The following is an 11,986-nucleotide window of genomic DNA, read 5'->3' on the forward strand; positions in this document are numbered from 1 at the left end:
TTCACTATCCAACTGCTTGATCGTCACGACTAGTCCCGGGTCACAGAAGTCAACCAGGCCGTTCAAAATCGATCCCCATCGGCTTTGAGACAGTCCCAGGGGGCCCAGTGGATTTTGTTCCACTGGGCCCTCCCTGTATGCATGGGACTTCACTCAAGGTAACCCGAATAGAAAATTGGATTGGGATATATCCACCAACCCGCCTGATTCTACTACCGGCCGCAAGTGTAGCCCGGGCGACGGCCGCCGAAAGTCCCAGGTAACTGTTGCCATCGGCACTTCTACGCCCACGACTTATGGCCCCAGCGCCGCATCTGATTTGCATGCCGCCGACATAAGGCAATATCACAGGAATCAGATTTCACAGGAGTTCGAATTCTAAGCACAGGCGGCGGGAGCGTTCCGCTTCCGATCATTACGACACGTGACTGCGTCCGCGGGACGGCGACCCGGAGTCCCGAATCGCTTCTGAAGCACGGCTGGGGCCCGCCGGAGGCCGTACGGCGGACTCGGTCAGTTCAGGGCGTGGGGGAGGGTGGTGCGGACCCAGCGTTCGGGTTCGGAGAGGTGGGGGGCGTGGCCGGCGTGGGGGTAGACGTGGCGTTCGGGTTTGGGGAGGGAGAGGTCGATCAGGTCGAGGATCTCGCCGTACATGGGGGCGCTGTCGTCGCTCTGGGTGAGGAGGACGCGTTCGGTGAAGCGGTTGAGGGCAGTGAGGTCGAGGTCGAGGGCGTCCGGGTCGCGGAGTTCGTCGAGGTAGGTCGGGGCGTTGCGGATGTAGGTGTGGCGGACGGGGGCGGGGAGTTGGTCCCAGGCGCCCGGGCCGAAGGCGATGGTGTTGGCGTAGAGCTCGGCCGCGGCCGCTGATTCGGCCTGTTCGAGGAGTTCGCGGACGGCGGAGATGCGTTCGGCGAAGGCGACGCCGAGGGGGCGGAGTTCCGGGTCGGCGAGGAGGGTGCCGGTCGCGGGCGGTTCGTGGACGGTCACGCCGCGCAGCAGGTCGGGGCGGGCGGCGGCGAGGCGGAGGGCGATCAGGCCGCCGTAGGAGTCGCCGCAGACGTAGGCGGGCGCGAGGTTGAGTCCGATGATCAGGCCGGCGAGGTCGGCGGCATCCTCGTAGACGGATCCCTGGGTGAGCAGGTCCTCGCTGCGGCTGTGTCCGCGCCGGTCGTAGTAGACGACGGTGGTCTCCTCCGCGAGCCCCGGCAGTACCCGCACCCAGCAGTCGGCGTCCGTCCAGGAGCCGTGCACCAGCACCACCCCCGGCCCGGCGCCCCGGGTCTCGTAGTACAGCGACACGCCGTTCACCCTGATCTCGGCCATCGAGAGCCTCCCGACCTTGGTCGTGCACCCTCCAGCCTGACACAGAAGGGGAGGGAGGGGGATCAGATCAGGGGTGGGAAGAGGCCGCGGTCCCAGTGGCCGAGCCAGGAGGCGGTCACGGAGGGGAGCGGCAGGTCGGCGGTCGACTCGTCGTACGGCAGGACGGCGGTGGGCGCGAGCCAGCCCTCGCCCGGGTCGACACGGATCCGGAGGACGCGGACGGTACGACGGAGGGTGACGTACATCCGCAGGTCGGCCGTGGTCGGGATGTGGGTCTCGTAGGGGTGGTGGACGGTTCGGCAGATGGATTTGATGTCGGTGTCGGCGAGGAGGAGGTACCGGCTGCCCGGCCCGAGGTTCACGCAGAGCCTGCGGCGCGCGGTCTCCCGGGACGGGTACGGGAGGGCCTGGTGGTTGTCGACGTGCAGGCCCAGCCGGAAGCCGGTTTCGGGGTCGGTGTGGGTGGAGGCGAGGCCGGGTCGGTCGGTGGTCTCACCGAGGGTGACCGGGAAGGCGTCTCCGAGCATCTCGACGAGGGCGGTGGCGGTGGGGATGTCGAACACCGTGTCGGGCAAGCGGAAGAGTTCGACGAGGCCGCCGTCCCGGGTGAAGACACTCGGCGCGAACCGCTCCGGGTGCCCGTCCGGGAGCGGTTCCCAGACCTCGTCCGGGACGGCGACGGTGGTCTCGTACCCCGGCTGGAGGGTGCGGCGGCGGACGCCCGCGATCTCGCAGCGCGCGTGCAGGCGGGCGGGGTCCTGGAAGGCGATGGCGGCGGGGTGCATGGAGGCGGGTCCTTGGGAGTTCAACCGGCGAGCGGTGGTGGCGGGGTGGTGGCGGGATCGAGCAACATCCGGACCCAGACCCGCTTTCCGGCCCCCTTACGGGTGACGACCCCGAAGTCGAAGGCGAGTTGGCGGACGAGGTCGATGCCCCGCCCGCATTCGCTGAAGCGGCGCGGTGCGCGGGAGTGGAGCGGCAGGTCGTGCCGGGGGTCCCAGACTGCGAGCCGGCAGTCGCCGTCGAACTCCTGGAGGTAGAGGCGGACTTCGCCGTGTCCGGAGCAGGCGTGGACGACGGCGTTGGTGACCAGCTCGGAGGCGATGAGGACGAGGTCGTCGACCCGTTCGCCCGACCACCCCCAGGAGGTCAGTTGGTCACGGATCCCACGGCGGGCGGTTCGCACCGAGGTGCTGTGATCGGCGAGTTGGGCCTCCCAGGTGCGGAAGGCAGGCGTATCCGGAGTGGACATGGAGGAGCCCCTTCAGGAGCGTGTCCGGTCGGTTACGTTGAGTGTGGGGCATTCGAAATCGAAACTGCAACAGCATTGCTCGAAGAAATTAATTGATCTTGAAGCAGACTTGAGACCCGGGCCTCGATCCGGTGAGACTGGACATCCACACTCGAAGGGAGGGGCGCCACTTGAGCAAGCAACTGTCGGCGATCAGGCAGATCCGCCTCGGCGACGAACTGCGCGCCTGGCGACTGGAGAACAACAGGACCCTCGTCGACATGACGGCCGGTCTGAAGGGGTGGAGCCCCGGTCGGCTGAGCAGAATCGAACGCGCCCAGCAACCGCTCAGCCGTGCCGATCTCAGCAAGCTGCTCGACCACGCCGGCGTCACGGGCCAGGATCGCGAAGACCTCGAGAGTCTCCTCGGCGACAGCCCGCCCAAGCAGTGGTGGCGCGACCTGGACTACGCCGAGACGATCACACCGGCCTTCGCCGAGTACCTGGCGCTGGAAGCCGACGCGTCCCGCATACTGAACTACTTCCCGTCCGCGTTTCCGGGTCTCGTCCAGACCGAGGGGTACGCCCGCGAGATGATCGCGGCGGGCGTCGACGCACCCAACGACGAGCTTGTCGAAGCGGGAGCCGAGGTTCGCATCCTCCGCCAGCGCAGGCTGACCGAGGATCCGAGGCTTGAGTTCAAGGCGTACTTCGGAGAGGTCGCACTGCTTGTCGCGGGCGACCAGGGCGTGCTCGCCGAACAGATCCGGCATGCGATCAGAGTCGCCAACTACCCCAATGTGACACTCCACTTGGTGCCACTGAGTGCGGGTCGACCAGGCATTCTGGCCTCGGGAATCACCCTCATGCACTTCCCTGACGACCAGTCCGACGGCTTCGTCTTCGTCGAAGCCATCGGCGGTATGCTCCCAAGGAGAACGGGACGCGACGTCAAGCGAGCCGAGAGGACCTTCGTGCGCGTCGAGCAGTTCGCGTTGTCGCCGGAAGACACCATCGCCGCCCTCGAACGCAAGCTGGAAGAGCTGACGTGAGCCACAAGCACGACCCCTACGACCACAATCCCGCCGACGCGAGCTGGTCCAAGTCTCCCTTCTCGGCAGAGGGCAACGGCGACTGCGTGATCGTCGCCCGCTTCCCCAACGGGGACGTATGGGTCGGCGACGACAAGAACCCCGAGCGGCCGCACCTCGCGTTCGACCGCGCCGAGTGGGCCGCCTTCGTCAAGGCGATCGAGGCGCAGGCTCCCGACTTCACGGTCTGATGTAGCAACACGCGACGGTCGACACACGACGGAGTGGGTAGTCGGATCCACCGACTTCCCACTCCGTCGTCTCATCTCATACCCGCGCCAGGCGCAGCCGCTCCGACCGCCACGGGGGCGGCTCAGCAGGGCCGTTGAACCAGAGCCGGACGTCCTCGCCCTCGCGGACGGGGAGGGCCGGGAAGTCGTTCGGCGCGTGCTCGGTGCAGTGGAGGGCGTGGGACGGGTCCAGGTGCCGGGCGGCGTACGCGTCGAAGGCGGCCGCGTCCGCAGGGTGGCAGACAGTGGCGAGCACCTCCGCGTCCACAGGGACAAAGCCCGGGCCGCGCAGCAGGAACACGTCGTCGCTGTCGATCATGGTCGCGTTCGCCGCCTCGCGGTGCCGCCGCCACACCGGGCCGCCGTAGAACGCCTCCAGGGAGCGTCGCCGGCTCGCCAGGTCGGGGAACGAGCGCAGCCAGACGAAGCGGTCCGGGTCGTCCAGGTCGCGGTACCGGCCGCCCACCGCGATCCCGAACGCCTCCTGCCCGGTCACGAACTCGCGCTCGAACAGCTCGATCAGGGTGTCCCGCGCGCCCGGGTGCAGGGTGTACCTGCGGAGTTCGACGATCTGCGACAGGTCGAGCGGCGGCGCGCTCACAGGCCGACCGTCGCCGGTCCGGTGCGGGTGAGGTCCATGACCCAGTTGAGCTCCCACGTCACTCCCCCGTCGAGCGAGAACTCCTGCTCCCAGCGCGCCGCGTCCGGGCCGAGCCGGTGCCAGGTGAAGTGCACCCGGATCGGCCGGCCCTCGTACGTGTCCTCGCCGTAGAAGTCGCCCCGGTCCCCGGCGAAGCCGCCGGTCACGGGCGGGTCGAGCCGCCCCGTGCGACTGTCGGACCAGAAGATCGACCACTGCTCGCGCTCCCGGTCGAACAGCCGCAGGGTCGCGCCCCGGCGGTCGCCGAGGGTGGGGAAGGTGATCTCGTCGATGTTGCCGGCGCCCCCGAACAGCGGCCGGACCACCGACTGCCCCGGGAACTCCTCCCACACCTCGGGGCCGGGGGTCAGCGGTGCGGTGAGACGGCGGTTGGCCACGTCCCAGGAGCCGTGGAGGAAGTCGAAATCGTTCATGCGCCGCAGGTTATGGACACTCCACTGACATCCTCTGTCAGTGAAAACGTGCCGAGTCGCGGATACTCGACGCCATGCGCGCGAGCCGACTCGTCACCCTGCTGCTCCTGCTCCAGAACCGGGGCCGGATGACCGCCCGGCAACTCGCCGAGGAGTTGGAAGTCTCCGTCCGGACCGTCTACCGGGACGTCGAGGCCCTCGCCGCCGCCGGGATCCCGCTGTACGGGGACGCCGGGCACGCGGGCGGCTACCGGCTGCTCGACGGCTACCGGACCCGCCTCACCGGGCTCACCGGGGACGAGGCTCAGGCCGCCTTCCTGACCGCGCTGCCCGAGGCCGCCGCCCAACTCGGGCTCGGGGAGGCCCTCGCGACCGCCCGGCTCAAGCTGCACGCGGCGCTCCCCGCAGCGCTCCGCGAGCACGCCGGGCGGATCCGGCAGCGCTTCCTGCTCGACGCGCCCGGCTGGTACGGCGACGCCGACCGCGCGCCGCATCCGCACCTCGGGGCCGTCGCCACCGCCGTCTGGGAGCGGCGGGCGGTGCTGCTGCGCTATCGGCGCTGGCGGGCGCCGGAGGAGATCGAGCGGCGGGTCGAGCCGTACGGGCTGGTGTTGAAGGCCGGGCGCTGGTACTTGGTCGCGGGCGGGGCCTCCGGGCTGCGGACGTACCGCGTCGACCAGATCCTCGGCCTGCGCCTCCTCGCGGAGGAAGAAGCCACCGCACCGCCCGCCGGATTCGACCTCGCCGCCCACTGGCGCGCGTACGTGGCCGACTTCCGGGCCCGGCTGCACACCGGGGAGGCACTCGTCCGGGTGACGGCGGAGGGTGCGCGACGTCTCGGCCTCACACTTTCGAGTGGTGATGAGTGGACGGAGGCCCGGGTGCCGATCGAGTCGGTCGAGCACGCGCACGGCGAGTTCCTCCGCCTGGGCGCGGACGTCGAGGTGCTGGCCCCGGCGGAGCTGCGGGACCGCATCGCCGCCACCGTCCATGAGCTGGCTGCCCGCTACGACGCGTCGTAGCGGGCAGCCAGCTTTCAGGCAGCGGGCCTCAGCCTTCGGTGGGGGTCACCCTGCGGTGATCTCCAGGGTGAGCGGTCCGCCCGGGACGGGCTGCCCGCCCGGGGTTCCGTAGAAGGTGGTGAGCCCTCCGGCATCGGAGATCGAGAACCCCACCGTATAGGCCCCCACTGCCAACGGCCCGTTCGGGAAACTAATGAAGTACACGGCCTCACCCTCGGGAAATACGTCCATCGCACCCGTGCCGACGTGAACGCTCTTGCCTGTCCCGTCATACACAAATGCCCGGATGGTCTGAACCGCGTTGGTCGGGTCGCTCACTCGAACGCGAAGGCCAACACTAATGAAATTTGTTGTACAAGGAACACTGGTGACAGTGAGCGCCGCCGAAATCGCCGTCGGCGGCGTAGTGTCAGGAATGCTCCGAACCGACACCCCGGGGTCAGGCGCACGGAAATTGGAGCCGTAGAGTGCCAAATTTCCGGCGCCGTCTGTGATGGCCACCCCGGTCAGTACGCACGCTGACCACGAGCTTCCCATCGAGTGCCCGAGGACGACCGACACCGAGAGGCGGCCGTCGGGCTCCCCGACCGGGTACGTCGACCCCTGAGTGCACATTCCGTTCCACCGTGTCTCGATCGAGCGGACACCGTTCTGTGCACCCGTGACATTCATGGACAGCTTGAAAGGTGCCCGGTCCACCCAGGTAATGAGTTCAGTGGGCGTTGTTGTGAACCCGTCCGCCCGGAGAGTCCCGTTCAAAGTGAACGTGACCGGCAGCATGTTGAGGTTGGTGAAGGATCGGGACTGGCCCGCGTTGTTGGTGAGCGTCACCGTAGAGACGCTCCAAACACCGGCCGGAGCCGTGGATGGAAACTGCACAATGGCCGTGCACGAAGGCTGTCTGGCATCGCCCTGGCAAGGATAGTTGAGCAGGCCGTCGGATGCGGAGAGCTCGAAGGAACCGGACAGTGTCGCCCCTCCGGGGCCGCTCAACTGCAGGGTCCCGTTCCAGAAACCTGACTGTTGCTCCTGAATCCCGATGCTGTAGGCCACAGAAGAACTATCAGCGGCATAATAGACGTACGGCATACTTCCGTTGAGGTTCAGCAAGAGAGACGGCTTGAGTGCCGTCACCGTCGAGACCTGCGAGGTGGCGGTGAGGATGTTACCGAAGCCGCCGAGGGCGGATCCGGCCAGCACCTGGCGCTGCTGGCTCTCGTCGTAGATCATCACCAGCGAGACCGCCCACTTCGCGGTGGCGGCGCCTGCGTAGCGCGGTACGGCGAAGCGGTACGAGTAGGTGGCGCTCGCCACGTTGCCGGACACGAAGGCGGCACCGCCGTAGACGTTGTTCTCCTGGGTGAAGGAGACCACGCGGCTCTGGCCGACGTAGGTATCCGGCGCGTCGCCCTGCTGGCGGATGACGATCGTGCCGCCGTTGTACCGGGACTCCGGGTTGGAGTCGGTCACGGTCCAGGTGAGGGTGACCGCGGCGGTCCCGGTCGAGGCGTCGACGGTCGGCGAGGAGAAGCTCAGAGCGGAAAGACCCAGCTGGTCGCCGACACTGAAGTACCCGAAGATGTCGGCGACGACGTCGGTGGAACCAGCGTGGTTGTAGAACGCCACCTTGCCGTCCGGACCGACCGGCACCGTGACCAGGTTCGGCACGGTCTGACCGGCCGAGAAGTTCAGGCTGGAGGCCGAGGGGACGCCGCTGCCGCTCGGGTACACCGTCAAGAAACTCTCGGCCGTCGGCGCGGTGACCGTGACGTTGAGGACCACCGCGGTGACGCTCCGGGCCGGGATCTCCGAGACCCCCGCGACCTGCAGTCCGATGCTCGCGTTCTCGCCCACCTGGGCCCGCACACCGCCGGTGCCGATACCTTCACGGGTGTCCAGCAGCCGGGTCGGCCTGCCCCTGTTCCGGAACACGCCGCCGGTCCGGGGCTCGCCGGAGACGTAGTAACCGGCGAGGTCGGCGACGACGTCGGTGGAACCGACGTGGTTGTAGAACGCCACCTTGCCGTCCGCGCCGACCGGCACCGTGACCAGGTTCGGCACGGTCTGACCGGCCGAGAAGTTCAGGTTGGAGGCCGAGGGGACGCCGCTGCCGCTCGGGTACACCGTCACGAAGCTCTCAGCGGTCGGCTCGGTCACCGTGACGTTGAGGACCACCGCGGTGACGTTCCGGGCGGGCACGCCCGCGACCCCCGCGATCTGCAGTCCGATGCTCGCGTTCTCGCCCACCTGGGCACGAACGCCGCCGGTGCCGATGCCGTCACGGGTGTCCAGCAGCCGGGTCGGGCCGTTGGCGACGAAGGTGGATGCGGCCTTGTCGAGCGTGAAGTAGCCGGCGAGGTCGGCAATCACGTCGGTGGTGCCGACGTGATTGAAGAAGGACACCTGGCCGTTGGAACCGACCTGGACGGTGACCTGATTGGCCACAGTCTGGCCGGGTGAGAAGTTCAGATTGGAGGTGGTGGGGCGGACACCGTTGACCGGGTAGACGGCCAGGTAGCTGTCACCGGTCGGGTTGGTGACAGTCACATTGAGGACCACCGCGGTCGGCCTGACCGAGGAGTTGCCGGACACCTGGGAGATGTCCAGGAGCAACGGGTTCTGGCCAACGGGCCGGACGTCGCCGCCGGTGCCGGTGCCGTCACGGGTGTCCAACAGCCGGGTCGGACCGCTGGGGACGAAGGCGCCGGAAAGGTCCGGCTGACCGGGAATCGTGCCGCCGGCCAGCTTCGCCGAGGTCTCCCCCGGCGCTGCCGAGGCGGCCTGTCCGACCGGAGCCGCTGCTGTGGTCGCCGGAGCCGTCGCGGGACCGGCGGCCGCGGCTGCCGTCTCCAGACTCGGGAGCAGTACCAGACCGGCCGCCACGGCGAGAACCACCCAGCGGCCTGACCTCACGCCGGGTCTGGAGCCCCGTCGTCTTGTGAACATGCTTCCCCCATCTCTTCACACCCCCCTCCCGGGCGGCGGGGATCTCGCACGCCTCGACGGGGACGAGACATTGAAGCAGAACGATCACTCAGCTCGCGCACGGGTATTCGAGTGCCCCATGGCCCCGGACACCGTGGGCGGCCGGGGACCGGGGGTCCGGCGGTCAGAAGTCGAAGACCGCCCCGGTGGTGCGGAGCAGGACGCAGTGGTTGCCGTAGGTGTGCCGGAAGGAGAGCGGGCGGCTGCGGTAGGTGCCGGAGGCGGTGACGGTGTAGGGGTCGAACTGATCGGTGCAGACGCCCGGGTCGACGTCGAGCCGGTTGAGGTCCCCGCTCACGGAGTCGACCAGACGGCAGGCGGTGTACGGGTCGGGGTGGGTGTTGGCGGTTCCGCCGGCGGGCGGGCATTCGAGGGTGACGGTGCGGGGCGTTCCGGCGGAGGGGGTCTCACCGTGGGCGACGGTGAGGCGCAGGCTCGTCCCCAGGGCGAGGGCGGTGGTGGGTGAGGCGGTGGCGGCAGTGCCGAGGGGGCCGGTGGCGCTCGCGAGGCCGGTGGTGAGCAGCGTGGTCGCGAGGAGGGCGAGGGCGCGGGTCGTCTTCACGCCCGGCGCAACGAGCCCCCGGTACCGGCGTCACGGCCGACCGCCGGACCGGAGTGGGAAGTCGGTGGCGCCGACTTCCTCGCCCGACGCGCTTCCTCTCCCGACGCGCCGTTGCCCCCTGCCGATCGGCAGGGGGCAACGGTGAGAGCACATGCGCCGGGAACAGCCGGACCCAACGGTCCGTACCTACCCCCCGTCGCCGCCGAGGGTCTCGGAGCCACTGTTGACCTGGCGGCGCTGGGCCTTCTGGTACTTCCGCACCGCCCGGCCCGCGCCGACGGTGACCGCCGCCACGGCGCGCGTCCACCGGGGACCCCCGCGGTCGGCCCACACCACGCAGACACAGCCCCCGACGACGAGCGCCAGTACGCCGATCAGCACCACACCGATCATGTCGCCCATCCTTGGTTCTTCGTTCTCGTACGGTCGGAAGGATATTCCCAGGTCCGGCGCCGGTCGGGCAGCCCGGCGCGCGGATCGGGCAGGACGGGCGGGGCGCACGCGTCGACGGCGAGAAGCGGACCGGCGCGCGGAATGCCTGCGCGCGCCGGATCGGACGGGCCGCACCCCGACCGGGCCGGTGGCGGGAAGGCCCGCGGGGAAGGACAGCAGTGCCCTTCCGGGCACCGGTCAGTCCCCGGACGAGGCCGACGGCGAGGGCGGCACGGCGGCCCGGATCAGCTGGCGCAGCGCCCCGTAGTACACCTCGTGGTCGGTCATGACGGGCACGATCTCGGCGAGCCGGCCGCTCAGCACCGGATAGGTGTCCGGGTCGAGGGCGGCCAGCGCGGCGCGGGTCCCGGCCCGGGTGGCGGCAGGGTCGCGGTGGTCGACGAAGCTCGCGCTGCCGAGGGTGAGCAGGTACATCCGCCGGTACGCGGTGATCGCCTCCTCGGCGGTCATCCCGGCCGCCAGGCTGTCGGCGAGCTGCGGTTCGACCAGCCGGGCCAGCAGGTTCCGGCCCAGCCAGGGGCGGCTGCCGCGCAGGGCGACGAGCCCGGGGTGGGCGGTCAGCAGCCGGTACAGCGCGGTGAACCGGGTCTCGGTGGCGTCGGCCCAGGGGGTGCCGGGTGCGATGCGCGGGAGGCGTTCGGCGAGGTGGTCGGTGACCAGGTCGAGCAGGCCCGCCAGGTCGGTGCAACGGCGCTGGAGCGAGGCCACGGAGATGTCCAGGTGGGCCGCGAGCGTCCGGAAGCTGAGGGCGGACGGGCCCTGGCCGTCGACGAGGGACAGGGCGGCGACCGCGATGCGGTCGGGGGTGGCACGGTCGAGGGAGGCGGATTGCCGGGGCATGCGGCACAGCGTACGGTACGCCGTACCGGAATGCGGACCCCTGGAGGCGGCACCATGCGACAGCAGCTCGGCTACGAGGACATCAAGGCGGCGGCGGAGCGGATCGCCGGCCACGTCCGGCCGGTGGCGGTCGCGCCCGCCGAGGGGCTCGCGGCCGCCGGGAGCAGGGAGGGCGCCGAGCTGTGGCTCGCACTGGAGTACCTCCAGCACACCGGGTCGTTCAAGGCGCGCGGCGCGCAGAACTTCCTCCGGGCCCACCGGGAGGCCGGGACCCTGCCGGACGCGGGCGTCACCATCGCCTCCGGCGGCAACGCCGGGCTGGCCTGCGCGTGGGCGGCGCTCCGGGAGGGGGTGCGGGCGACCGTGTTCCTGCCGGCCAACGCGCCGCAGGTGAAGGTGGCCCGGCTGCGTTCGTACGGGGCGGACGTCCGGCTGGTCGGCACGGAGTACGCCGAGGCGCTGGCGGCCTGCGAGGAGTTCGCCGCGACCGGCGGCGCGCTGGCGAGCCACGCCTACGACCATCCGCTGATCGCTGCGGGCGCGGGCACCCTGATGGAGGAGATCCACGCGCGGGTGCCCGGCCTGGACACCGTGCTGGTCGCAGTCGGCGGCGGTGGGCTGTTCGCGGGTGTGGCCACGGCCGCCCGGCAGCACGGGATCCGCGCGGTGGCGGTCGAGCCGGAGCACTCCCGGGCACTGCACGCCGCCCTCGCGGCCGGCCGGCCCGTGGACGTCACGGTCGACTCGGTCGCCGGCGACTCGCTCGGCGCCCGCCGGGCCACCGCCCTGGCCGTGGACGCCGCCAGGCCGGAGGGAGGCACCACCGGCGCCCGTTCGGAGGGAGGCACTACCGGCGCCCGTTCGGTGCTCGTGCCGGACGAGGCCATCGTCCGGGCCCGCCGGGAACTCTGGGAGGATCGCCGGATCCTGGTCGAGCACGGCGCCGCCACCGCCCTCGCCGCCCTGCTGACGGACGGCGGCGGCACTGAGGGCGCCGACAGCACCGACAGGGCCAACAGCACCGACAGCACCGACAGCACCTACGGCTACCGCCCCGCCGACGGCGAGAAGGTCTGCGTCGTCCTGTGCGGCGCCAACACCGACCCGGCCACGCTCCGGACGCCGCCCGACCCGCGCTGAACCGGCCGGGGGGGGGGGGGGGGGGCGCCCCCCCC

General features: G+C 70.2%; 13 protein-coding genes. 4 read left to right on the forward strand and 9 right to left on the reverse strand.

Annotation, left to right across the window (positions count from 1 at the left end; genetic code table 11):
• Positions 1-513 precede the first annotated feature (513 nt).
• From SM793_RS35070 to SM793_RS35080, 3 genes are all read right to left on the reverse strand, one after another.
• Complete coding sequence (locus SM793_RS35070; protein WP_320442388.1) at positions 514-1,323, reverse strand: alpha/beta hydrolase; 810 nt, start codon at positions 1,321-1,323, stop codon at positions 514-516.
• Between the two features lie 62 nt (positions 1,324-1,385).
• Positions 1,386-2,108, reverse strand: coding sequence for a hypothetical protein (locus SM793_RS35075; RefSeq protein WP_320442389.1), 723 nt, complete (start codon positions 2,106-2,108; stop codon positions 1,386-1,388).
• A gap of 20 nt (positions 2,109-2,128) precedes the next feature.
• Positions 2,129-2,575, reverse strand: coding sequence for an ATP-binding protein (locus SM793_RS35080; protein WP_320442390.1), 447 nt, complete (start codon positions 2,573-2,575; stop codon positions 2,129-2,131).
• A gap of 170 nt (positions 2,576-2,745) precedes the next feature.
• Between SM793_RS35080 and SM793_RS35085 the strand changes: the two genes are divergently transcribed.
• Together SM793_RS35085 and SM793_RS35090 are read left to right on the forward strand one after the other, a co-directional pair.
• A complete protein-coding gene (locus SM793_RS35085) occupies positions 2,746-3,606 on the forward strand; it encodes a helix-turn-helix transcriptional regulator (RefSeq protein WP_320442391.1) in 861 nt (286 codons plus the stop codon).
• Positions 3,603-3,836, forward strand: coding sequence for a DUF397 domain-containing protein (locus SM793_RS35090; RefSeq protein WP_320442392.1), 234 nt, complete (start codon positions 3,603-3,605; stop codon positions 3,834-3,836). Before SM793_RS35085 ends, SM793_RS35090 begins: the two co-directional genes overlap by 4 nt.
• A 76-nt stretch (positions 3,837-3,912) precedes the next feature.
• Here the strand turns inward: SM793_RS35090 and SM793_RS35095 are convergent, their stop codons facing one another.
• The gene (locus SM793_RS35095) at positions 3,913-4,476 is read right to left on the reverse strand and encodes an NIPSNAP family protein (protein ID WP_320442393.1); all 564 of its coding nucleotides are present in this window, start codon (positions 4,474-4,476) and stop codon (positions 3,913-3,915) included.
• Complete coding sequence (locus SM793_RS35100; protein ID WP_320442394.1) at positions 4,473-4,949, reverse strand: hypothetical protein; 477 nt, start codon at positions 4,947-4,949, stop codon at positions 4,473-4,475. Before SM793_RS35100 ends, SM793_RS35095 begins: the two co-directional genes overlap by 4 nt.
• 74 nt (positions 4,950-5,023) lie before the next feature.
• Here SM793_RS35100 and SM793_RS35105 point away from each other — a divergent pair, with 74 nt between their 5' ends.
• Positions 5,024-5,971, forward strand: coding sequence for a YafY family protein (locus tag SM793_RS35105; RefSeq protein ID WP_320442395.1), 948 nt, complete (start codon positions 5,024-5,026; stop codon positions 5,969-5,971).
• Between the two features lie 45 nt (positions 5,972-6,016).
• Here the strand turns inward: SM793_RS35105 and SM793_RS35110 are convergent, their stop codons facing one another.
• From SM793_RS35110 to SM793_RS35125, 4 genes are all read right to left on the reverse strand, one after another.
• Positions 6,017-8,866, reverse strand: coding sequence for a hypothetical protein (locus SM793_RS35110; protein ID WP_320442396.1), 2,850 nt, complete (start codon positions 8,864-8,866; stop codon positions 6,017-6,019).
• A 214-nt stretch (positions 8,867-9,080) separates the two neighbouring features.
• Positions 9,081-9,518 (reverse strand): SSI family serine proteinase inhibitor, encoded by a 438-nt coding sequence (locus tag SM793_RS35115; protein WP_320442397.1) that lies wholly within the window; start codon positions 9,516-9,518, stop codon positions 9,081-9,083.
• A 186-nt stretch (positions 9,519-9,704) separates the two neighbouring features.
• The gene (locus SM793_RS35120) at positions 9,705-9,920 is read right to left on the reverse strand and encodes a hypothetical protein (RefSeq protein WP_320442398.1); all 216 of its coding nucleotides are present in this window, start codon (positions 9,918-9,920) and stop codon (positions 9,705-9,707) included.
• A gap of 228 nt (positions 9,921-10,148) precedes the next feature.
• On the reverse strand, positions 10,149-10,811 hold the full coding sequence (locus tag SM793_RS35125; protein ID WP_320442399.1) for a TetR/AcrR family transcriptional regulator: 663 nt from the start codon (positions 10,809-10,811) through the stop codon (positions 10,149-10,151).
• A gap of 54 nt (positions 10,812-10,865) precedes the next feature.
• Between SM793_RS35125 and SM793_RS35130 the strand changes: the two genes are divergently transcribed.
• Positions 10,866-11,951: a threonine/serine dehydratase gene (locus SM793_RS35130; protein ID WP_320442400.1), complete on the forward strand. Its 1,086-nt coding sequence runs from the start codon at positions 10,866-10,868 to the stop codon at positions 11,949-11,951.
• Positions 11,952-11,986 lie beyond the last annotated feature (35 nt).

Source organism: Kitasatospora purpeofusca, assembly GCF_034043715.1.
In the GTDB taxonomy this organism is placed as follows: domain Bacteria; phylum Actinomycetota; class Actinomycetes; order Streptomycetales; family Streptomycetaceae; genus Kitasatospora; species Kitasatospora purpeofusca_A.